Source organism: Gluconacetobacter aggeris (assembly GCF_014174395.1).
GTDB lineage: Bacteria > Pseudomonadota > Alphaproteobacteria > Acetobacterales > Acetobacteraceae > Gluconacetobacter > Gluconacetobacter aggeris.
Genome location: NZ_JABEQD010000012.1, coordinates 14,477 through 36,094 on the forward strand (window position 1 = coordinate 14,477; position 21,618 = coordinate 36,094).

At 64.4% G+C, this 21,618-nt stretch carries 26 protein-coding genes; 20 read left to right on the forward strand and 6 right to left on the reverse strand.

Translation table 11 applies throughout. The features are described 5' to 3' along the window. Positions 1 to 50: 50 nt before the first annotated feature. From HLH36_RS15040 to HLH36_RS15060, 5 genes are all read left to right on the forward strand, one after another. A complete protein-coding gene (locus HLH36_RS15040) occupies positions 51 to 2,096 on the forward strand; it encodes a ParB/RepB/Spo0J family partition protein (protein WP_182987157.1) in 2,046 nt (681 codons plus the stop codon). Between the two features lie 88 nt (positions 2,097 to 2,184). Beyond that, on the forward strand, positions 2,185 to 3,087 hold the full coding sequence (locus tag HLH36_RS15045) for a hypothetical protein (RefSeq protein WP_182987158.1): 903 nt from the start codon (positions 2,185 to 2,187) through the stop codon (positions 3,085 to 3,087). 124 nt (positions 3,088 to 3,211) lie between these two features. After that, positions 3,212 to 4,399: a DUF932 domain-containing protein gene (locus tag HLH36_RS15050; protein ID WP_182987159.1), complete on the forward strand. Its 1,188-nt coding sequence runs from the start codon at positions 3,212 to 3,214 to the stop codon at positions 4,397 to 4,399. After that, complete coding sequence (locus HLH36_RS15055) at positions 4,396 to 5,460, forward strand: DUF7146 domain-containing protein (protein ID WP_182987160.1); 1,065 nt, start codon at positions 4,396 to 4,398, stop codon at positions 5,458 to 5,460. The genes HLH36_RS15050 and HLH36_RS15055 overlap by 4 nt, the downstream gene beginning before the upstream one ends. A gap of 311 nt (positions 5,461 to 5,771) precedes the next feature. Further along, positions 5,772 to 6,698: a DUF2493 domain-containing protein gene (locus HLH36_RS15060; protein WP_182987161.1), complete on the forward strand. Its 927-nt coding sequence runs from the start codon at positions 5,772 to 5,774 to the stop codon at positions 6,696 to 6,698. A 43-nt stretch (positions 6,699 to 6,741) separates the two neighbouring features. Here HLH36_RS15060 and HLH36_RS15065 read toward each other — a convergent pair whose 3' ends face one another. Further along, positions 6,742 to 7,500, reverse strand: coding sequence for a hypothetical protein (locus HLH36_RS15065; protein ID WP_182987162.1), 759 nt, complete (start codon positions 7,498 to 7,500; stop codon positions 6,742 to 6,744). Between the two features lie 922 nt (positions 7,501 to 8,422). On the opposite strand from HLH36_RS15065, the gene HLH36_RS15070 reads away from it, so the two are divergent. The 14 genes from HLH36_RS15070 to HLH36_RS15135 all read left to right on the forward strand — a co-directional run bounded on the left by HLH36_RS15070 (position 8,423) and on the right by HLH36_RS15135 (position 17,368). Next, the gene (locus HLH36_RS15070) at positions 8,423 to 8,746 is read left to right on the forward strand and encodes a DUF736 domain-containing protein (protein WP_182987163.1); all 324 of its coding nucleotides are present in this window, start codon (positions 8,423 to 8,425) and stop codon (positions 8,744 to 8,746) included. A 330-nt stretch (positions 8,747 to 9,076) separates the two neighbouring features. After that, positions 9,077 to 9,241, forward strand: coding sequence for a hypothetical protein (locus HLH36_RS15075; protein ID WP_182987164.1), 165 nt, complete (start codon positions 9,077 to 9,079; stop codon positions 9,239 to 9,241). Between the two features lie 170 nt (positions 9,242 to 9,411). Further along, positions 9,412 to 9,612, forward strand: a complete 201-nt coding sequence (locus HLH36_RS15080) for a transcriptional regulator domain-containing protein (protein WP_182987165.1) — start codon at positions 9,412 to 9,414, stop codon at positions 9,610 to 9,612. Between the two features lie 43 nt (positions 9,613 to 9,655). Next, positions 9,656 to 10,192: a DUF2285 domain-containing protein gene (locus HLH36_RS15085; protein ID WP_182987166.1), complete on the forward strand. Its 537-nt coding sequence runs from the start codon at positions 9,656 to 9,658 to the stop codon at positions 10,190 to 10,192. Between the two features lie 291 nt (positions 10,193 to 10,483). Beyond that, complete coding sequence (locus HLH36_RS15090) at positions 10,484 to 10,738, forward strand: helix-turn-helix transcriptional regulator (RefSeq protein ID WP_182987167.1); 255 nt, start codon at positions 10,484 to 10,486, stop codon at positions 10,736 to 10,738. Beyond that, positions 10,738 to 11,808, forward strand: a complete 1,071-nt coding sequence (locus tag HLH36_RS15095; RefSeq protein ID WP_182987168.1) for a replication initiator protein A — start codon at positions 10,738 to 10,740, stop codon at positions 11,806 to 11,808. The genes HLH36_RS15090 and HLH36_RS15095 overlap by 1 nt, the downstream gene beginning before the upstream one ends. Then, on the forward strand, positions 11,805 to 12,293 hold the full coding sequence (locus tag HLH36_RS15100; protein WP_182987169.1) for a DUF2840 domain-containing protein: 489 nt from the start codon (positions 11,805 to 11,807) through the stop codon (positions 12,291 to 12,293). The genes HLH36_RS15095 and HLH36_RS15100 overlap by 4 nt, the downstream gene beginning before the upstream one ends. Then, positions 12,290 to 12,847 carry a S26 family signal peptidase gene (locus tag HLH36_RS15105; RefSeq protein ID WP_182987170.1) on the forward strand — a complete coding sequence of 186 codons (558 nt, stop codon included), beginning with the start codon at positions 12,290 to 12,292 and terminating at the stop codon, positions 12,845 to 12,847. Before HLH36_RS15100 ends, HLH36_RS15105 begins: the two co-directional genes overlap by 4 nt. A gap of 1 nt (position 12,848) precedes the next feature. Then, a complete protein-coding gene (locus tag HLH36_RS15110; RefSeq protein WP_182987171.1) occupies positions 12,849 to 13,190 on the forward strand; it encodes a DUF736 domain-containing protein in 342 nt (113 codons plus the stop codon). Continuing rightward, on the forward strand, positions 13,187 to 13,783 hold the full coding sequence (locus HLH36_RS15115) for a hypothetical protein (protein ID WP_246376911.1): 597 nt from the start codon (positions 13,187 to 13,189) through the stop codon (positions 13,781 to 13,783). Before HLH36_RS15110 ends, HLH36_RS15115 begins: the two co-directional genes overlap by 4 nt. Next, entirely contained in the window at positions 13,780 to 14,484 is a 705-nt protein-coding gene (locus tag HLH36_RS15120) for a lytic transglycosylase domain-containing protein (protein WP_182987172.1), read from the forward strand. Before HLH36_RS15115 ends, HLH36_RS15120 begins: the two co-directional genes overlap by 4 nt. 435 nt (positions 14,485 to 14,919) lie before the next feature. After that, positions 14,920 to 16,746, forward strand: coding sequence for a DUF3363 domain-containing protein (locus HLH36_RS15125; RefSeq protein WP_338030469.1), 1,827 nt, complete (start codon positions 14,920 to 14,922; stop codon positions 16,744 to 16,746). A gap of 8 nt (positions 16,747 to 16,754) precedes the next feature. Beyond that, positions 16,755 to 17,030 (forward strand): ribbon-helix-helix domain-containing protein, encoded by a 276-nt coding sequence (locus tag HLH36_RS15130; protein ID WP_246376913.1) that lies wholly within the window; start codon positions 16,755 to 16,757, stop codon positions 17,028 to 17,030. Continuing rightward, positions 17,027 to 17,368, forward strand: a complete 342-nt coding sequence (locus HLH36_RS15135) for a type II toxin-antitoxin system RelE/ParE family toxin (RefSeq protein ID WP_182987174.1) — start codon at positions 17,027 to 17,029, stop codon at positions 17,366 to 17,368. The genes HLH36_RS15130 and HLH36_RS15135 overlap by 4 nt, the downstream gene beginning before the upstream one ends. Here the strand turns inward: HLH36_RS15135 and HLH36_RS15140 are convergent. The 4 genes from HLH36_RS15140 to HLH36_RS15155 are packed head-to-tail and all read right to left on the reverse strand — an operon-like array spanning position 17,337 to position 20,399. Next, on the reverse strand, positions 17,337 to 18,491 hold the full coding sequence (locus tag HLH36_RS15140) for a major royal jelly family protein (protein WP_246376914.1): 1,155 nt from the start codon (positions 18,489 to 18,491) through the stop codon (positions 17,337 to 17,339). The genes HLH36_RS15135 and HLH36_RS15140 overlap by 32 nt on opposite strands. A gap of 58 nt (positions 18,492 to 18,549) precedes the next feature. Further along, positions 18,550 to 18,981 carry a cupin domain-containing protein gene (locus HLH36_RS15145; protein ID WP_246376915.1) on the reverse strand — a complete coding sequence of 144 codons (432 nt, stop codon included), beginning with the start codon at positions 18,979 to 18,981 and terminating at the stop codon, positions 18,550 to 18,552. Next, positions 18,978 to 19,349, reverse strand: coding sequence for a nuclear transport factor 2 family protein (locus HLH36_RS15150; protein ID WP_182987176.1), 372 nt, complete (start codon positions 19,347 to 19,349; stop codon positions 18,978 to 18,980). Before HLH36_RS15150 ends, HLH36_RS15145 begins: the two co-directional genes overlap by 4 nt. 30 nt (positions 19,350 to 19,379) lie before the next feature. Next, positions 19,380 to 20,399 (reverse strand): zinc-binding alcohol dehydrogenase family protein, encoded by a 1,020-nt coding sequence (locus HLH36_RS15155; protein WP_182987177.1) that lies wholly within the window; start codon positions 20,397 to 20,399, stop codon positions 19,380 to 19,382. Positions 20,400 to 20,499: 100 nt separating this feature from the next. On the opposite strand from HLH36_RS15155, the gene HLH36_RS15160 reads away from it, so the two are divergent. Next, positions 20,500 to 20,868 carry a winged helix-turn-helix transcriptional regulator gene (locus HLH36_RS15160; RefSeq protein WP_220792870.1) on the forward strand — a complete coding sequence of 123 codons (369 nt, stop codon included), beginning with the start codon at positions 20,500 to 20,502 and terminating at the stop codon, positions 20,866 to 20,868. Between the two features lie 125 nt (positions 20,869 to 20,993). Here the strand turns inward: HLH36_RS15160 and HLH36_RS15165 are convergent, their stop codons facing one another. Next, the gene (locus tag HLH36_RS15165; RefSeq protein ID WP_182987242.1) at positions 20,994 to 21,599 is read right to left on the reverse strand and encodes a LysR substrate-binding domain-containing protein; all 606 of its coding nucleotides are present in this window, start codon (positions 21,597 to 21,599) and stop codon (positions 20,994 to 20,996) included. Positions 21,600 to 21,618 lie beyond the last annotated feature (19 nt).

The window sequence follows — 21,618 nt, forward strand, 5'->3', positions numbered from 1 at the left end:
TTGATGGGGTGGAAGAGAGGCTTCCGCCCACCCGTCGCGGAGCTTTCGCCATGGCAATCGCCATTCAGAAAATCACCCTCGATCGTTCCCGCGACATCGCCTTCGATAAGCTGGTGCTGTCGCAGTCCAACGTCCGCCGTATCAAGCATGGCCTGTCCATCGAGGAACTGGCCGACGATATCGAGCGACGCGGCCTGTTGCAGAGCCTCAACGTCCGCCCGGTCCTGAACGCAGACGGCGCGGAAAGCGGCAGATTCGAGGTGCCGGCGGGCGGGCGCCGGTATCGTGCTCTGGCCTTGCTGGTCAAGCGCAAGAAACTGGTGAAGACGGCCCCTGTTCCCTGCATCGTGCGGGATGCCAATTCCCCGATCCTGGCCGAGGAGGATTCACTGGCCGAGAATGTTCGGCGCATGGATCTGCACCCCCTGGACCAGTTCCGCGCTTTCCGGGCGTTGCTGGAGAAGGGGCAATGCGAGGAGGAGATAGCAGCCCGGTTCTTCGTCACGCCCGCCGTGGTCAGGCAGCGCCTGCGGCTGATCACCGTCTCGGAGAAGCTGCTATCCGTCTATGAGGAGGACGGCATGAGGCTTGATCAGCTTATGGCGTTCTCGATCAGCGATGACCATGCTCGGCAGGAACAGGTCTGGGACACGGTGGCGAACAGTCATAACCGCGAACCGCATCTGATCCGCCGGATGCTGACCGAAAAAACGGTCCGTGCCTCGGACTATCGTGTCCGCTTCGCCGGGCTGGACGCCTATGTTGCCGCCGGCGGGCGGATCATGCGTGATTTGTTCGCACCCGACGATGGCGGCTGGCTGGAGGACGTCGCCATCCTCGACCGGCTGGTGCAGGAGAAGCTTGCGGCGGCTGCCGAGGCGATCCGGGCTGAGGGCTGGAAATGGGTCGAGACGGCGCTGGCCTTCCCCTGGAACCATAAGCGCGGCTTCCAGACGATCGAAGCCACGCCGGTCCCACTGTCCGGGGACGAAGCCGCCCGGATCGAGGCGCTCCAAATCGAACGGGAGGCGATCGAAGCCGAATACGCCCAGGCCGACGAACTGCCCGACGCGGTCAATGCCCGGCTTGGGGAGATCGAGGTGGAAATCGAGACCCTGGAAGCGCGGCCGGTGATTTATGATCCGGCGGATATTTCGCGAGCCGGTGTGTTCGTCAGCCCCGACACCGACGGCACGCTGATGGTCGAGCGCGGTTTCGTCCGGCCGGAGGATCTCCGGCAACAGGTCGACGAGGGCGATCAGGCGTCCGGCGATCCTGACGGGCAGTCGGACCGCGAGCCTGGCGAGGAGCATCCGGCCGCAGCCGGGAAGGCCCAGAACCCAACATCGACTGGCGAGGAGCCGGAGGAAGATGGGCTGAAGCCGCTGCCGGACCGTCTGCTGACCGAATTGTCGGCCTGGCGGACGCTGGCTCTACGCGACGCCTTCGCGCTGAATCCCCATATCGCAGTGACAGAGCTGCTGCACACGCTGGTGCGGAGCCTCTACTGGATGGTTCCCGGTGCGGATAGTCTCGAAGCCGACGTCCGGGACATCTCTCTCCCGGTCCTTTCCTCCGACCTGCCGGGCAGCATCCCGGCTCAGGCGCTGAAGCGACGGAAGGCGGAATGGCAGCGCGAGCTACCGGAGGACGATGACGCGCTGTGGCACTGGCTCGACCGGTTGGATGAGACGAGTCGACAGGCGTTGCTGGCGCATTGCCTCTCCTTCGGTATCAACGCGCTGTATGACCGGGCCATGCCGCAGGGACGCATCTCCCCGCGGATGATCGACGAACGGCTGGCGCGGGCCGGCCGGTTGGCGACGGTCTTGCAGCTTGATTTGGTCGAGGCGGGCTGGCAGCCGACGGTCGACAATTATCTTGGCCGCGTCACCAAGACGCGGATCCTCGAAGCCGTGCGGGAGGCGCGGGGCGACGAGGCGGCCGACCGCATCGCCTATCTGAAGAAGCCCGATATGGCACAGGAGGCCGAGCGGCTGCTGGAGGGTTCCGGCTGGTTGCCGGTGGCGCTTCGGACCCCAGCATCCGTCGACAAACCGACGGACGTTCCAGTCGCCGACATCGCTGCCGAATAACATTTCACATCCCTGATCGCCGAACGACCCGGCCCGCGCGTCCTGTGCGGGTCGTGGTCTCGCGCGTCTCCAATAATGGAGAAATCCGATGTCGCATTTCAGTGTGTTTGTAACGAGCGATGACGTCGAGGAACAGCTCGCGCCGTTCCAGGAAAACAACATGGGCGATTGTCCGCCCGAATATCTCGCATTTTGTGACTGCCACGACGAGTGCGAGGCCCGTTGGGAGGAGGTCGACCAGAACGGTGTGCCGAATAAGGAGCGCTTCAGGACGTTCGACCGCTTCGTGAGGGAGTTCTTCGGCTATCGGCGCAATCATGATACCGGTCGCTACGGCTATTTCGAAAATCCCAATGCCAAATGGGACTGGTACGTGATCGGCGGGCGGTGGGCCGGCGAATTGATGATCCATGAGGATGTCGCCGCCGAATATCAGCTCGTCCGCCAGTCTCCGCGGGGCAGGATCCTGGTCAATGAAGCCCGGCGAAGGGATATCGACTTCGAGGAGATGGAACGCCAGGCATGTGATGCCGCGATGAGTCGATGGCAGCAGACGCGAGAGATCGTCCAGAAGATCATATCCCTCGACGATCTCCACGCCATCCGGAATTGGAACGATATTTGGATAGAGATGCAGCGCAGGGAGGGAAGTATCGACGAAGCCCGGACGCGATACTGGGGACAGAAAGGCCTCTCAGAACTGCGTCAGGCGCTGTCTGAGGCGCAATCATGGGGCTGGGACACTTCACCAGAAGATATTGTCGCGATGCTCTCCCGCAAGCCGGAAGAGTATGCTGCCTGCCAGGCCCGGCAAACCTGGCTGCCGTTCGCCTTGGTGCATGAGGGCGAATGGATCGAGAAGGGCCAGATAGGGTGGTTCGGCATGACGGTCGATGAACTCGATGATGCAGCATGGGCCGACAGGATCCGCGTCCTGATCCTGAACTTGCCCGGTGAAACGCGGATTTCTGTCGTCGATTGCCATATCTGACCGATGAGATCGGGCGGCTCCGGGGAAACGGGGCCGCCTTTTTCCATGTCGGAGCGGCCGGAAAGAAAGGGAGAGGGCGGCTTCGCCTTGGATGCCGAATGTTCGGCGGAAAAGGAGAGTTCCGATGAATACCATTCCTCCTGCCTCCAGTTCCACAGCCGGGTTCCGGGTCGATCCGTCGCGCGGCCGGGTGGATTCCCGCGTGGCCTCGGAGTGGTTCGCCCGTCCTGACGACGAACGCTATCTCTCACTCGCAGACCTGCACGCGGCGACGCTGGCCCGTGCCGAGCGCGCCCAGGCCCGGACGGTCGAAAGCCGGGCGATCCATGTCGAGGCGTCGCGCAACAGCGCCGAACGCCTGACCCTCGCCATCCCCGGTCGGACGGAACCGGCAGCACCCACGCACTGGTCGTTCGGCCAGCTTTGCGGTCTGGTCGGTGCGCCGTCGTCCTATCTGCGCAACCTGCCGGCCCCGCTCGCGGCAATCAATCTCCAGCACGGGTTGCTGTCGCACCGGACCGAACTGGTCAAGACGCTCGAAACCGAGGACGGTCGTGTGGAATTGCGGGCCGTGACCGGACCGGATTACGGACGGATCTGGGACCACGAGCTGGTCGGTGCCGTGCGCAGGATCGCCGGCGATGGAACAGGCGACACCAACTGGAAGGTTCCGGGCGCCATTGACTGGCAGACCCGGACCCACAATCCCTATGTTGATATCACCAAGGAGACGACGACACTCTACGCCTCGGACAGAGATGTTTTCCTGTTTCTTGTGGACGATACGCGGCCGATCGAGGCAGGGCGACTGCCAAACGGCGAACCCGACCTGTATTTCAGGGGATTCTATGCCTGGAACAGCGAAGTCGGCAGCAAAAGTCTCGGCATCGCGTCTTTTTACTTGCGCGGGGTATGCCAGAATCGTCTCATATGGGGACAGGAGAATTTCGAACAGATCACGATCAGGCATAGTAAGTTCGCGGCATCGCGTTTCGTGCAGCAAGCGGCGCCCGCGTTGCGGAATTTCGCTACGGCCAGCCCTGCTTCTTTCGTGGCGGGTATCCAGTCCGCCCGGCAGGCCCTTGTCGCGAGGGACGACGAGGACCGGGAGGCGTTCCTGCGGCGCAGGGGCTTCTCGAAGCCCGAGACGGCGAAGATCATCGAGACCGTGCTGAATGAAGAGGGCCGAAAACCCACGAGCATCTTCGATTTTGTCCAGGGCATCACCGCATTCGCCCGGACGAAGGCCAATCAGGACACGCGGCTCGATCTGGAAGGCAAGGCCCGCAAGCTGATGGAGAAGATCGGATGACAGAACGACTGGACGCGGGCGAATTGGCCCGCCGTCTGGCGGAGAACGCAGAAGCGGTCTGCCGCCATTATCTCTCCGCCGGCCGCCGGTCCGGCAATTACTGGCTGGTCGGTGACGTGCGCAATACACCGGGCCGCTCGCTCTATGTCCGCCTGCAAGGTTCCTCGGATGGACGAGGGGCAGCCGGTCGCTGGACGGACGCCGCGACGGGCGAATTCGGCGACCTGCTCGACATCATCCGCGAGAATCTTGGGCTGGTCGATTTCAAGGACGTTGCCGATGAGGCCCGTGCCTTCCTCGCCCTACCGCGCTCTGATCCCCAGCCTTTTGCGCAAGAGGTCGGGGCGGAGCGAGCGCGCCGCCTGGCGCCTGCCAGATCGGTTCATGCCGCGCGTCGGCTATGGGGCATGTCCGGGCCGATCGCGGGCACGCCGGCGGAGATCTATCTGCATCGGCGTGATCTGACGCATCTCGCCGGCCTCTCCGCCCTTCGCTTCCATCCATCCTGCTACTATCGTCCGGAGGATGGCAGCCCGACCGAAACCTGGCCGGCGCTGATCGCCGCCGTCACCGACCTCGACGGCAATCTGACTGGCGCACATCGCACCTGGCTGGCGGCGGACGGACGCGGCAAGGCGCCGGTGGATGTCCCGCGCCGTGCGATGGGCGATCTACTCGGTCATGCCGTTCGTTTCGGGGTCGCGTCCGACGTGCTTGGCACCGGCGAAGGGATCGAGACCGTCCTGTCGATCCGGCAGGTGCTGCCCGATCTGCCGCTGGCCGCCTGTCTGTCCTCGGCGCATCTCGCCGCCATGGCGTTCCCGCCGCTGTTGCGCCGCCTCTACGTGCTGCGCGATACCGATCCGGCGGGCGATCATGCTGTGGCGACGCTGGACACACGGGCGCAGGAAGCCGGGCTCGAACTGATCGTGCTGTCGTCCCGGTTCGGCGATTTCAACGACGATCTCCGGTATCTGGGCTGCGGCGCGCTGCGGGCGATCCTTCACTCCCAACTCGCCCCGTCGGACGTCGCACGCTTTCTGGAGAGCGCCGGCGTCTGAATCGGGCCGGGAAGGGCGGGATGGCTCGGTCGCGCCAGGGCGCCGGTCTGTCCCATTCCCGGCGGGTCGCGCCCACGGCCTTTCAGGAGGGGAGCGGGCGTCAGCCGGGCTGGGCCTGCAATGGCGGAAGCCGGCTATTTTCCGCCGCGCGCAGAGCGCGCTTTGCATCGCGAGGCAAAATAGCCGGCCCCCTGCCATCCTTCGCTGCGCTTCGGCCGCGCACGCGCGCGGTTCCGGACCAGCCCTCGCCTGCCGCTGTCCGCCCCCGGAAAGGCCGCGATCGGCGCGGCTCGATCCAGGAGGACAGATCGATGACCCGCATTGACGATTTCGAGCCCGAGCATGCTGCTTCCCCGACCGCCCATGTGCTGACCGAACTCCAGATGTATGGTTTCCGTCCATTCGAGGATGAGGCGGACCCGAGGCCGCTCCCCGAAGCTGAGCGCATCGGCGGTGCGGTAGCCGATATCTTCGACGCCATAGCTGCCACCCTGACGGGCACGCGGCTGGAACCCGACCTGGAAGAGCTTCTCTGGTCCGCGACCAACATTTTTCACCGCATGGTCGGGCAGGTCGAACGCGCGCTTGACCGCAATGAGCTGGCACAGAAGCGCGGGCAGCAGGAGCAGGACGGCAGCGAGATCCGTTCGGTGGAACTGGAGCGGCTGATCGCGGAAGGCCTGACCCTGATCGAGCGACGGAACGCCTACGAAATCTTCCGCGACGAGGCACAGGAGCAGTTCGAGCGCCTGACCCTGAGCGCGTGGCGGCCGAAGACGGGATCGCTGGTCTCCCGGCGCACCATGACGGCGTCCATGATTGACAGCCGCGACTTCCTCAACGCCCGCCGCCGAGCCGAGGGCGAATTGCTGGTCCCGCCCGGCCCGAAGGTGGTCGTCACCGGCGGTCTTGATTTCGACGACCACATTCTGATTTGGGACCGGCTCGACAAAGTCCGCGCCAAGCATCCTGACATGGTCCTGCTTCACGGTGGCTCGCCGAAGGGGGCCGAGTTTATCGCATCACGTTGGGCCGATCACCGCGCGATCGTGCAGATCGCCTTCAGGCCGGACTGGACGAAACACCGCAAGGCCGCGCCCTTTCGGCGCAACGACGCCATGCTCGACGTCATGCCGGTCGGCGTCATCGTATTCCCCGGCACCGGCATTCAGGAAAATCTGGCCGACAAGGCGCATAAGCTCGGCATTCCGGTCCTGCGATTCGGAGGTGGCGCGTGAGCTCCACCCTTTCTCGCGTTTCCGATGTCGGAGGCGTAGCGTGTCATGGCTCCTCACCTGTCTTGCGCTCCTCTATGGTTTGGTCGAGCAGATCGAGCACTCGAACTCTTTTCTCCGCAGAGCCGGCGACAATAAAAGACAGGAAATAGAAGCTTACGGCGACTATAATAGCCATCCAGAAATAGGAGGGCCATTTATCAAGCGTCTGCGGCTTCATAGTCAGTTGCCATGCGCTGAATACCGGCCCGATTGCAAGCGGTAATAGCCCTACTTTGGCGGTATCGCCTCCGAGCAGGGTGGCTCGCCCAGCCAGACCGTCGAATTTCCGCCCATAAGTTCGCCGCGCGGTTTGCAAATCGGCTAGCGTGCTCCGCCTAAGACGTTCGATATATATGCGATCGGCCTTGAATTCTTCTTCTGCATAGAGCAACGGCCATTTGTGAACGTCTCGAAAGATCCCGACAATCGTCCTCAAGGATACAAAAGCGCAGACGAGGCCAAATAGCAAAGAGACAATCGTCACTCCGAAAATTGTCCATGGAATGATGAGATATTCTTCACTTTCTTTTCGGAACCATGGCCATAGCAATAAAAACGAAAATAATATTGGCGCGTATAAGCCGAAAAAAACGAAGACCAATAAAAAATTGCCGATCCGCTTTTCTCGTTCTGATCTTCGGTCAGGCATAGTGTTCCTAACAATCTCCCCAATAATGATGGGCAACGGCTCAGCAGCAGGGCTTTCCTTAACCGATGTTTGCCGCGTTATTTTGGAAAGTATGTGCAGCAGGGATTGAAGCATGGAACCCATCCGTATGGTCATTTCTCATAGAGCAAGAGGCGTATACTGACTCGGTCGTGTGACTAGTTTGTGGCGTCGCCCAGCCCCAAGGGGCCGGGACCGGGCTCTAGTTCGTAAGGTCGCAAGCCTGGTGCTTCGCGCGAGCCTCGCAACCAACTCACCGGAGCCAGGCAGGCCACGGCGCAGTGCTTTCGGCCTGCCCGTCTCCGCCCTTCGGGTAACGATCCCTGACGCAGTGAATCGCCAGCGGGCATGGCGCGTCCATAATTTCCGCAAGAATCGCGCCGAAGCCCCGCCCGGCGGACCGGACGGGGCCTCTGGTCGGGATGCTCTCACCGTCGTCGCACCGGGGAGATGGTTGCAGGTCAGAGGGCATCCTTCGCCAATGTTGCCGGCTACGGCTGCAACAAAAGCGTCCGTGGTGCGGAGGGAAAGCCAGCATGACGGAGAAGGCGGACGGCCGTGCGCGAGCGTTCCAGTCAGGCAGCCCGCTTCATCCGTCTTGGCGGTGCAGCGTCAGCCGGGCGGTTACGTCCGTCGGGCCGATACGTGCAGACAGAGCCAGCGAGCGATTCCGTAACTCGAGGGTGCCGCCCAACCTCTCGCAGCCTGCGTCTCTTTTCGGAACGGACGGGCAGCCAAGTCTCTCCTCGGTGCTGGCGGTGCCGCACACCCTGGCCTCTTCGAATGGCTGATCTAGTCGGCAGACGGCTCCGCCTCGATCGGCCATGGCGCAACGGCGTACCGGAACTTTTTTCCCCTGCCGACTGCGTCGGCATTCCTCGCGCAGCAAAAAAGGCCCCGGTCCGCCATCCTCCGCTGCGCTCCGGCCCCTGCGGGATGCGCCGCCGATCGCCGCCGGCTGGACGATCGCCATCGAGGCCACGGTGGTCGCGGCCCGATGCAGCAAGGAGATACGACAATGGCTAACATCGGTTCCTTCAAGAAGGTGAACGGCGGATACGAAGGCGAGATCGTCACCCTGGCGCTCCAGATCCGCGACGTCCGGCTGGTGCCCGAAATCGGCCGGACCAACGACAACGCCCCGGCCTTCCGCGTCATCGTCGGGCGGGTGGAACTGGGGGCGGCCTGGGCGCGACGCTCCACCGAAGGCCGCGACTATCTCAGCCTGAAGCTGGACGATCCATCCTTCTCGGCGCCCATCTTCGCCAACCTCTTCGCCGACGAGCAGGGCGACGGCCACATCCTGGTCTGGAACCGCCCCCGCGGGCGCAACGGGGATTAGCTCACCGCCCCGACACCCCGTCCGGTCCGCCGGGCGGGGCTTCGGCGCCGTGGGCCATGGGCACGGCAACGATGCTCTGGGGCGACCCGGCCCACCCCGCGAGAGAGGAAGAGGGGCTGTCACTCAGTCTTCCCATTGTACCATGCGCGCGTGAACCGCCTCAAGGACGCGCGGTCCCCCCAATTTTGCCCGAGCCGGCCTGGCGGCCGTCTCGAACAAAATCGGCACCCCCGCGCGCCGCTGGCGCGGTCGCCTGCCGCGATCCTTGACCCGGTCCACGCGCGCATGAGCGGGCGGTCCTGTTTTCATTCAAACGACAGGAGCAGGACCATGACCAATTTGCACGATCAGATCCAGATGCTGCGGGCCGAACTCACCAGCTACGGAATCAGCCGCCGCGAGCGCGCGCAGATCGAGCGTGAACTCCGGCGGGTGGAGGCCGAATTCGTGGTCAGGAACAGCGAGGTCGAGGCGCGCGCGAGCCCCCCGGCCTGAAGGGGGATCTCCTCCACGGTGGCGACGGATCCGCTCCGCGCCGCCTTTCGATCTTCTACGGAGATCACATGATCTTCAAAAATGGACTTCCCATTTCTTTCGTTCAGCCCGGATACTGGTCGTCCGGGCAGGCCGTGCCTCCCGCTCCCATGCAAACGAGGGAGGGCGTCATGCCCGGAGGAAACTGGCGGGACCAGAAGCATTACGAGCGGCTGCGCGACGCGACGCTGGCCGAACTGGGCTGGGAGTATCTTCGCCGAAGCAGGCGTTATCGCGAGGCGCAGCGCACATGGTCCGACCTGGCGCCTGGGGATTCCCAGCAGGCGGTCTTTTCCCGCCATTGGGGGCCACGATTTCGCCGCCGATCCTGACAAGCCGTTCGGTGCTTTGACCGCGCTCTGGTCGCGTCTGGTCTTGCCGACCGTTCTGGTCGTCAGGCCGCTCATTTCGGGCCAGTCTCTCGCACCTTACGTCTTTGACATTCGTACATTGCCGGATGTGCGAGTCGTCGAAACGACAGACGGCGTCTATGTCTCCTGCGTCTGCGGGGGTGTCACCTGGCAGCTCTGGATGGAGAAAGATCTGCCCGGCCAGAAGTTCTTCGCCTTCGACCAGGCGTATGACGGCTTCACGCCGCTGCGGGCGCACGAGGCTATCCGTTTCTGGCGCGTCCTTGGCGGCCTTTCCGATCCGGGGCCATGGCGCCGGATGCCGCCTCATGTGTTGAACCGATATATCCTGGCATTGCGGGTGGCGGACGCCCGCGCGGCCGGCGCCAGCGAGCGGCAGATCGCCGAATCGCTGCTCGATCTTCCGCCAAGGCATCATGCCGATTGGTCGGATCTGTCGGTGCGCAGCCAGGTCCGCCGCCTTGACCGTCTGGCTCGGCGCATGACCGACGGCGGCTACCGCGACCTCATGGGCTATCCCCTTTCTACGCGTAGGCCTTGAGTGTCCAGTCCCGCCTTGGGGCCGCATAGATCCTGCACTGGCCATCATCGAGCCTCCGGCATGTCTCGACCATGAACGAAGCAGAAAAATTCCGTCCATGGAACGGGTTTTCGTATCCGGGGCGGGAAAGGGCGGCATTTGGTGGCCAAATAGGATCGGTTGCCGTTCTGTTCCATGGTCGTTTTCGTGGGGGTACGAAAACGACCATCCCCAGGCCGCCGATTGTTCAGCAGCCTCCCTCCAATCGCGCCAATTCCCCGATCCGGCGCGTGGAGCGAGGGAGATTTTGTCATGACGGAGACGCCACGTCTGATGCGTGTCCGCGAAGCGGCCCGGTTCCTCGGAATCTCGGTCCGCACGCTGGAGAAGCACCGCACCTATGGCACCGGCCCGACCTATCGGAAGGTCGGCGGGCGAGTAATCTACGCCGTCGAGGACATGATGGCCTGGACCGCCGAGGGCGCGCGCCGCTCGCCCTCGCAAGAAACGTCCAGCCGGGTCTTTCCGGCCCGCCCGCTCACCCCTGAAGAGCGGGAGAGCCGGTGATGGACAGCGCCGAAAGCTGGAAGGAGCCTGACCGCCGCTTCGTGATCAGCGGCCCAGCCCGGCCGCGCGATCAGCGCGATCTCATGGGCCGGCCGTTTTTCGCCCTGGCCAGGCGTCCCCGGTTCGAGCCGGTCCATTACCGTTCACGGCAGATGGACATCATGATTCGGACGTCGGCGGTCGGGGGCATGGCGACGATCTGGGACGCCGACATCCTGCTGTGGCTGGCAGGGCAGATCGTCGAAGCGCTCAATCACGGCCAATGGGTGTCCCGCCATGTGCGGTTCACTCCCTGGCGGTTGTTCCAGGACCTCGGCTGGGCCGACGGTGCGCACCAGTATCGGCGGCTCCACGGGGCCCTCGCACGCCTGGCGGCAACGCAGGTCGCAACCAGCCTGCGCGGCGTGCCGGACTGGCCGGCACGGCCCTTCGCCTGGGTGAGCGATCTGCGGATCTCCACGGCGGACGGGGTGTCGCTGACCTTGCCCGTCTGGTTCATGGAAGGCATTTGCGACCGTTCTCACGTCCTCACCCTTGATCCCGCCTACTTCCGGCTGGCCGGTGGTCTGGAGCGCTGGCTCTACCGGCTGGCGCGGCGCCATGCCGGCCGGCAGAAGGACGGGTGGACGTTCGACGTGGCGGAGCTTCATGCCCGTTCCGGCAGCCTCACGCCACTGCGCAACTTCATGACCGATATCGGCACCATCGCGCGCCGCCAGAGCGTTCCCGGTTACGATCTTCGCGTGGTTTCCGGCGGGAAACCGCGAAGCCTGCGCATTGTTCCAACGGGTCGATCCACAGTGCCTGGGGATAATGGTGTGAATCATACCGTTGCTACGGATGTGGAAAATACCGTTGGTGCAGGTGCGGAAATACCGTTGCCACAGGTGCAAAAACGCTCCGAACGCGTTGATTCGAAAGGCGGAATCGTCGCCCTAACTTCTATAACTTATATAATAACTTATATTGTAGGGGATTTCGGTCATTCCGGACGGCGTGGCGGCGCGATCTCGGTGGCCCGGAAAATGGCTCGGGAAGCAGTCGCGGATCGCCGGGTAGGTGTCCCATGACCGTCGGTTCGTGCCGTCCGGCCGGGGGCTCGCTGACTACCGTCGAACTGACCTGGATCGAGAAGCGCATCGAACATTGGATCCGCTTCGGCCAACCCGTCGAGGACCGAATTCTCGACCGGCGGCGCCGGCAGATGAGCTTCACGCCGGGCAGCGTGTTCGCCTTCATCCGCTGGGCTGCGAACGATTTCGGGACTGTCGTGTCCTGCATCGACATCGTGCGGGTGGTAGGGGCGCGTGAACCTTGCCAGACCGTGCCCTTCGTGCGGCCCGGCGGCGAGAGTCTGCTGCGGCAGAGCGGCTGGCCGAAGGTGCGCCGCGTGCTGGAGGCGATCGACGGCGTCGAGGCGCTGGGGATCGACCCCGCCGTCGCCTGTCCCGATCACTGGCGGCATCTCCATCACCGTTTGACCGCTCGCCAGGAGCCACGCCCGTACACGCCGGAACGTCACGCGGCCTGGCTGCGCCGGAGGGAGGCGTCATGACCCGGCGCGGCTGGTTTTTCACCACCTATTTTGCCGTGCTCAGCGTCGGCGTCTCGCTGGCGTTCCATCCCGCGCCGCGCGTGATCTGGAACGCCACGGCGAGCGTTCCGGTCGGCCTGTATCGGCTGCGTCCCGATCCAGCGCCACAGGTCGGAGACGTCGTCGCCCTGCGCCTGTCGGACGTCCCGGCGAACCTGATGGCCCGGCGCGGCTACCTGCCGTTCGGCGTGCCGCTGCTCAAGCCCGTCGCCGCGATTACCGGGCAGATCGTCTGCCGGTTCGGCCCGCACGTCATAATCGATGGGACACCTGCCGGCGACGCAAAGCCCGTCGATCATCGTGGCCGTCCGCTTCCCGTCTGGCAGGGCTGCCGGCGTCTCGATTCCGGTCAGGTCTTTGTCATGAACCCGGCCGAACCGCGCAGCCTCGATGGGCGGTATTTCGGCCCGCTTCCCGTCTCGGCCGTCATCGGAAGGGCGACGCCACTCTGGCTGCCGCCCGGACCCGAAGATGCCGCAACCCCTGCCTTCACTCCCTCTTCGAAAGGACGTTGAGATGACCCAGATCGGCTTCTTCACGCGCGTCGCCGGCGGCTTTGCCGGCCGGCTGCGCACACTCTCACTCGACGCGGAACTGACTTTCGTTCCGGGGGAGGCCGGCGGCGCCGAACACGCGCCGGATTATCGCATCCATCTCGGAGACAGTAACGCCGGACCAGAGGTCGGAGCGGGCTGGAAACGGATCGGCGAACGGGCAGGCGAATATGTCTCCGTCGCCCTGGACGATCCGCTTCTTGCGCAGCCGATCCGCGCCACGCTGTTTCAGGCCGGACGTGGCAAGAACGAATGGCAACTGGTCTGGAACCGCCCGGCCAAACGTCTGGGAGACCGGGAATGACTCTCCGGCCGCTTCGGATCGGCTATGCCGATCCGCCCTATATCGGCTGTGCGCATCGCTATCGCGACCAGCCCAATTATTCCGGCGAGGTCGATCATGTCTCGCTGATCGAGCGTCTGGAGCGGAACTATGACGGCTGGGTCCTTCATGCCAGTGCGACGCCGGAATCCTTTGCCGTGCTGGCACCGCTGGTCGCGACAACGGGGGCACGCTGGATGGCCTGGGTGAAGGGCTTTGCCGCCTTCAAGCGCAACGTGCCGGTGGCCTATGCGTGGGAGCCGGTGATCGTCAAACCCGCGCGCAAGCCCGTTGTCAGCCGCCGTCTCGTGATGCGCGACTGGATTCAGGAAAGCATCACGAGACGGCGCGGACTGACGGGCGTCAAGCCCGAGCCCGTGTGCCACTGGCTGTTCGAGGTACTCGGCGCGCGTCCGGAAGACGCACTGGACGATCTGTTTCCTGGTAGCGGCGCCGTCACTGAAGCATGGCGCGCATGGCAGCGAAAATTCCTGTTGCCCGGAAACGATGCGCCGCCGTCCGCATTACGGTCGCTCTGCCCGAAGCAGAGTGATGGACAGGGACGGCGGACATGAGACACCGTCCTCTTATTGCCGTCGCGCTCATGCTCTCCCCGGCCGTTGCCCGCACACAGGATCTCGATGATTTCGTGCGTCAAGCGGCGGAGCGGAATGCGATCCCCTCCGCATGGATTCATGCCGTCATCACTGCGGAGAGCGGGGGCGACGACGGTGCGATGTCAGGTGCCGGCGCGATGGGGCTGATGCAGCTCATGCCCGATACCTGGAAGGCGCTGCGGCATGATCTCAATCTGGGTGCGGACCCTTTCGATCCGCATGACAATATCGCGGCCGGGACAGCCTATCTGCGATGGCTGCACGACCGTTATGGCGATGCAGGTTTCCTCGCTGCCTACAATGCCGGTCCCGCCCGTTATGACGCGCATCTGGCGACCGGCCGTCCGTTACCCGACGAGACGATTTCCTATGTCGCTCACGTCCAGACTCTGATCGGAAATCCAAGTGTATTTCTCTCCGGTCTGGCGTCGAAAATCGTGTCGGACTGGCGTGCGGGATCGCTCTTCATCGGCGGGAAAACAACCTCGGAATCGCTCGTGCCGGTCGCGGTTTCCACGTCGCGAAATGCCGCATCTGCTCCCCCCTTTCCGGCCGAATTCTTCCCGGCGCGCGACGCTTTGCAACGTCCCGATTTTTTCGTCTCCCGCAGTGCGCCGGAGCAGGATGGCGATGCGCGGACGGGAGGCATGAAACCATGAGAACGGGGCAGGGGAGAAGGGCAGGGGAAAACGGCAAGATTAAAGGGCGCGGCACTCCGTCCGGCCCGAACCTGCGGTTTTGTCTGTCTGCACATGGGGTTGGGGTCTTGCATTGCGGCACTGTCGATTTTTCGCGTGGAGTGCGCCTGTTTTTCGGAAACTGGCCGTATTCCGCGCTTCCGCACGGCACTATGCGGCAAACGGCGGTGAATTGCGGTGTTGGTCATGTCTTCTGACGACGATACAAGCTTCCAGGTTCGGCCGGGCCGTATCCGGAGCAAGGGAGGCGGGAAGACAAGAAGTTTCCTGTCGCGGATGCGCGCGACCGTGCGGCGGTCGGGCAGCTTTCGGCCGCTCCGGAATCATGGTGCATCTGAGCCGAATATGACTGGTGGTCCCGGCGGTGCCGCTCCACGTCGCGGCGGTCGATCCGGCGTGCGGAAGGGACGCGGCGCCTCCTTCGTGCGGGCGCGTCACATCGCGGGCTGGACCCATCAGAATCCCGGTAGCCGCCGCGTCATCGTCAAGTCGCGCATGATCCGCACGCCCGGCCGCGACGGCAGGGCGCGTGCCCATTTGAAGTACATCCAACGCGACGGCACCTCACGCGAGGGCGCGCGGGGGGAACTCTATGGCCCGGAGGTCGATCGCGCCGATGGCGACGCCTTCCTCGAACGCGGGCACAATGACCGGCATCAGTTCCGCTTCATCGTCTCGCCAGAGGATGCCGACCAGATGGAGGACCTGACCGCCTTCACGCGGGATCTGATGACCCAGATGGAAGCCGACCTCGGCACGAAGCTGGACTGGCTGGCGGTGAACCATTTCAACACCGGCCACCCACACGTCCATATCGTCATCAACGGCCGCGACGAACAGGGTGACGATCTGGTGATCAATGGCGACTATATCACCCAGGGCGTGCGCGAGCGGGCGAGCGAACTGGTGACGCTGGAACTCGGCCCCGAGACGGTCCTGGAACAGCGGCGCAAGCTGGAGGCCATGGTCGAGCAGGACCGTTTCACCCGGATCGACCGGCAGTTGCTCGCGTTGGCGGAAGATGGCCCGATCGACATGCGCGGCGACCAGGGCGGCGATCATGTTCTGCGCCTGCGGCGGCTCACCAAGCTGGAGCGGATGGGCCTCGCCAACCAGGCCGAGCCGGGCGTCTGGCAGCTTGCGCCGGAGACAGAGAAAACGCTGAGGGAACTCGGCGAGCGCGGCGACATCATCCGCGCCATGAACCGGGCGATGCGCGAGCAGGGCCGCGCCTCCGATCCTGGCCTGTTCGTCTTCCATGACGCGGCCTCGCGCGTGACGGTGGAGGGGCGCCTGATCGACCGCCATCTGGCCGACGAACTGGGCGAGGCGATCGGCCTGGTCATCGACGGCGTGGATGGGCGCACGCACCATGTGACCGGGATCGATCCGGCCGCGCTGGAGGGCATGCGCACCGGCAGCATCGTCGCGGTCGGCCCGGAGGTCGTCGGCCCCCGGTCGGCGGACCGGGAGATCGTGGCGGTCGCGGGGCAGGGCGGCGTCTATCGTGCTGACGTCCATCTCGCCCGTGCGCAGGCTATGCCGCGCATTCCGGGTGGCGATGCGGACGCCTATGTCGCCTCCCATGTGCGCCGCCTGGAAGCCTTGCGCCGCGCCGGCATTGCAGCGCGGATCGAGGACGGCGTGTGGCAAATCCCAGGCGATTATCTCGACCGTGCGGCGGCATACGATACGGCCCGCGCGCGCCGGCTTTCCGTCCGGGTCCTCTCCAACCTCGATCTCGACGCCCAGGTCACCGCCGATGGCGCGACCTGGCTGGATCGCGGGCTGGTGGCGCGCGAGGCGTCGAACGTGGTGGATGCCGGCTTCGGGCATGAGGTGATCGCGGCGCGACAGCGGCGGCAGGAGCTGCTGGTCGAACGGGGGGACGCCTGGCGGGACAAAGAGGGGAAGATCCGCTACCGCAAGGGGCTGCTGACGACGCTGGAGCGGCGGGAACTGGAGCGGGTCGGCGGCGAGATGGCAGCGGCGCGTGGCACGTTGTTCCGGGCGCTGGCGGACGGTGAGACCATGCGTGGCACACTCCGCGAGAAGGTTCGGTTGGCAAGCGGCACCTACGCTTTGGTCGAGAACGCGCAGGAATTCGTGCTGGTGCCGTGGAAGCCGGTGATCGATCAGCGGATCGGGCAGGAGATTTCCGGCATCATGCGGGCCGGGACGATGGATTGGCAGCTGGGCCGGCAGCGTGGCCTCGGCCTGTAGAGAAAATCTTGCCAATTTTTGCCAACGCGGCCTATCGTGACGCTATGAGCACGATGAACATCTCGCTGCCCGAGGGGCTCAAGCACTTCGTCGACGAGCAGGTTGCCGGACGTGGGTTCGGCACCAGCAGCGAATATGTGCGCGAACTGATCCGCAAGGACCAGGACCGGCAACGCCTGCGGGCCTTGCTGATCGAGGGGGCTTCGTCTCCTGCCACGGTGCCAGCGGATGCCGGATATTTCGAGCGGCTGCGCGAACGGGTGCGCGGCGCGCGGAAGGGATGACGGCGCGCCCGATCGTCCCACGTCAGCAGGCCGAGCGTGACGTCGAGCAGGCCGTCGATTATTACGCGGCCGAAGGCGGTGAGGAGGTGGCGTTCGGCTTCGTCCAGGCGCTGCAGGATGCCTATGGGTTCATCGGTCTGTACCCCCATGCCGGATCGCTGCGTTACGCCTATGAACTGGACCTGCCCGAACTCCGGGTGCACCGGGTGAAGGGATATCCCTTCATCGTGTTCTATCTGCCGCGCGCGGGCCACATCGATGTCTGGCGCGTGCTGCATGCCCGCCGCGACATCCCAACCTGGATGGCTACGGGCGCGGAGGGGACTCCGGAACAGTGACCGCGCGTCCGATCGTCTTGATCCTGGCTGCATCGGCGGCATGAGGCGCCTCTGTGCTGACGGAGAACAGGAGGAAGGGTAATCGGATATGTGACTGGCCGTCGTGAAATCGCGCGACGCGGTCGAGCTGGGCGACCGGAAGCCACAGGCGGCCATCCTGGGCGAGGAACGGCGCGTCCGCCCAGTGCAGGCGGGGATCGGAAAGCAGGCGCACGATTGTCCCGGATGCATCGCGCCGATAGAGGCTGTCATCGTTCAGGGCCGTGAAATAGAGGTTTCCCTCCTTGTCCATGGCGCTTCCGCCGATGGCGGGCAGATCCGCCCATGGGCGGATGGCGGCCGCAAACTGTTCGGGCGAGGTCGCGGGATCGTCGAGCAGGCTGGTCGGCAGCTTCGACCACGGGCCTTCCAGGGGACCGAAATAGAGCCATTTTCCGTCGGGACTGACTTCCAGCGGATCCACATTGACCAGGAGGGGCGCTCCGGCGCCATTTTGGAGAATCCGCCTGTCGACAACGATCGGCCTGGCGGCCTGTGCCATCGTCGCGGGAGCACCGTCCAGCACACGGCGGAACTGCCCTGTTCCGAGGTCCAGGACGATGAGCGCGCCACGTCCGGCATCGCTGAGATAGGCATGGCGGCCGTTGAAACGGATGTCGTCGATATAGCTGCCCGCCGGCGCGATGTCAGGTCCGAGCGGGAGACGCCGCAACACCTCTCCCGTCGTAGGATCGATCCGGACGAGCTTGGCGCCGCCCCTGACGGGCGGCGCTCCGAAAGCGGGCGTGCCTGTGTCGACGATCCAGATCTTTCCCTCCGGATCCAGATGCAGGGCGTTGATGCTGACGAAGCGTCGCGCCGTATCGCGTCCCGGCTTCCACCCGTTCCAGGCCGAGTCCGGAAAAGGACGGATCTCCCCTCGCGCATCCAGTTCGCCCACCGCGGGTCCTCCGAACCCGAGCCAGCGGGGACCCGCGACGAAGATGTGCCCGTCAGCCAGCACCACGGCGTTCCACCCTTTGATCCGGCTTTCGGCCTCGATCCGCAGGGACCGGCCTTGCGCAGGGGGCGGGGCATGCATCATCGCACCTGATGCCAGGACGACCAGGCTCATCGCACGCATCAGGATCTTTCTGCCATAAGGCGGGAGTATCATTGCAAGTACCTGTCTGCGCACAGCGTCATATCCCCGCGATAAACCCGGCGGGCGTGCCATCTGCGGGGTGAATGAAGACCACATCGTCCGGCGCGCGACGCGGGGTATCGATCGCCAGGAAGACCACCGGAGGACGGAGGATACGCGGCACGGCATGAACCGCGCGTTTCGGGAAGACGAGCAGGTGCCCGGGGGCGAATGGGGCTTCCGCGGCGGGATCGTCGATCCAGAACGTCCCCTCTCCCGACAGGACATGCAGGATCTCGTCGCACTGCGTGTGGTAATGCGGCGGTACGTCGCGATAGATGCGAAACGCCCGGATGCTGCGTAGCGGGGAGTCCGTGAGGTAGGTATCGCGCAGCATGGTCGAGGCGGTTTCGGGGAACGCGGCGACGATGGTGTTGAGATCGAAACGCCCCCCTCGCCCATCCGCGGAGGGCATGGCGTTCCCGGTCATGATGCGGCGTCCTCCGCGGCCAGGAGCGTACGCAATGCCGCCGTGTCGGCCACCTGGCGGAAGGCGGTGATCCTGCCGTCCCGGACTGTCCAGAAATGGGCGAAGGAGATGTCGCCGGCTTTGCCGGCTGCCGAACGCACGCGATAGACGCCGAATGTCGCGACGTTCGGACCTTCTGTCAGGAAAATTTCCGGCACGGTGACGTATTCCGAAAAATGCCCCTTCACCGCTGGAAAGAAGCGGTCACCGACGGCTGAGCGTCCTTTGTAGCGGCCTCCAGCCGGGAAGCTCTCCAGCACCTGCCAATCGATATCGTCGGCAAGCAGGGTGGTGTTGCCGGTTTCATACCAGCGACGCACGATATCCATTGACGTTTCTGTCATGACCGTCCCTCCGCTTCAGTTGCCGAAGCCTTCCAGCACGATCTTACCCTTTGCGCGTCCGCTTTCGATGACCGCGTGGGCACGGCGTAGATTTTCGGCATTGATGAGGCCGTAATGCTCTGCCAGCGTCGTACGGACCCGCCCCGCGTTGACAAGTGCGGCGACCTCGTCGAGGAGCGCGCCCTGGGCCGACATGTCGGCTGTCTCGAACAGGGGACGCGTGAACATCAGTTCCCAGTGCAGGGACAGGCTCTTGCGCTTCAGCGGCAGGGCGCTGAGTTCCGCCGGATCATCGATCAGGCCGAAGCGTCCCTGTGGTACCAGCAGGGCGACGATGTCTTCAAAATGCCGGTCGGTCTGGGTCGTCGAGAAGACGAAGCCGGGCGCGCCTGTCGGCAGGTGCGTGACCTGCGCGGCCAGAGACTGCGTGTGATCGATTACATGATGCGCGCCCAGTTGACGGACCCATTCCCGGGTCTCGGGCCGTGACGCCGTGGCGATGACCGTCAGGTCGGTGAGCGCCCGTGCAAGCTGGATGGCGATCGACCCGACGCCGCCCGCTCCGCCGACGATCAGCAGGGAGGGCGTCGCGCCGGGAACCGCGCGGCGGACGTCGAGCCGGTCGAACAGCATTTCCCATGCCGTGATCGCCGTCAGCGGCAGGGCGGCGGCCTCGGCCCAATCCAGCGATCTTGGCTTGCGGCCGACGATCCGTTCATCGACCAGATGAAATTGCGCATTGGTGCCCGCACGCTGCAAGGCACCCGCGTAGAAGACCTCGTCACCGACGGAAAATTTCGAGACGTCGGGTCCGACGGCTGTGACCACGCCGGCCGCATCCCAACCCAGCACGCGCCACTGCCCCGACTCGGGCGCGGCGCTTCTCCGGACCTTGGTATCGACCGGATTGACGGATACCGCCCGAATTTCGACCAGAATGTCGCGCCCGGCCGGCACGGGCTTCGGCAGGTCGATATCCCGCAATGCTTCAGGATTATCGATCGGAAGAGGCGTCTGATAGCCAACGGCACGCATGATTTCCGCTCCATCGTTGATCGGGCGGAAGATGGCGCGCTATGATCGCAATGCGCAAGAACGCACATATAAAGCCCATAGTATCGGAAATGATACCGTCATGCCGCGTATCCGTCACACAGCACTCGACTGCAGCCCCGGCTGCGCCGTCGAGGCCACGCTTGAGCTTATCGATGGCAAATGGAAGGGCGTGATCCTCTATCACCTGCTGGAGGGAACCCTGCGCTTCAACGCCATTCGCAAGCGACTGCCCAACGTCACCCAGCGGATGCTGACGATGCAACTCCGCGAGTTGGAGCGGGACGGATTCCTGCTGCGGACCGTGTATCCGCAGGTCCCGCCGCGCGTGGAATACAGCCTGACTGAGCGCGGGCGGAGCCTCGAACCGGTCATCATGGCGCTGAAACGGTGGGGAGACAGGCACACCACGTTCGGAAGATCGACTGCTGTCGCCGAGGCGGCGCAGTAAGACGGCCCGCGATGTGGTGGCATAGCCGGTTGATCCGGGCACGGACCATCCTCGGACTGTCTCCGGGCGCTATAGGCCGGCCAGGAGGCCGTGTGACGCGGCGATCGGCAGGAGCTGATAGCGGATCATAATTTCCGGGTTTCGCGAATGACGCGCGTGAGTTCGCGCAGGCCGGGCGGGAGATGCCGGCGGCTGGAATAATAGATGGCGTATGGCGCCCCCATGGATGTCCACTCCGGCAGGACGATTTCCAGAACACCGGCGCCGAGTTCCGTCTCAATGCACCGTTCGAAGCAATAGACCAGCCCGATCCCCCGTTTTGCGGCATCGACGGCGGTGTCGGTGTCGTTGACCCGCAGGGGACCGGGTCCCTCGATCCGGAGCATGGAATTGCCGTTGCCGAGTTCCCACGGATAGGTCGAATGATCGCTGATCCTCATCTGGATGCAGCGATGATCATGCAGGTCCTGGGGCTTCACGGGGCGTCCATGCCGCTCCAGATAGCCGGGCGAGGCCGCGATCACCCAACGCAGCGGTTCCGTCAACGGCACCGCGATCATGTCCTTCGGCACGCGTTCCATGAACCGCATGCCGGCATCGAACCCTTCTTCCACGATATCGACGAGTCGGTCTTCGACGGCGATATCAAGATGGATCAATGGAAACCGTGCGAAGAAATCTTCCCAGATCGGCGCAAGGAGCAGGCGGGCCGCGTCTCTCGGTACATTCAGCCGCGCGGGCGAAACGGCT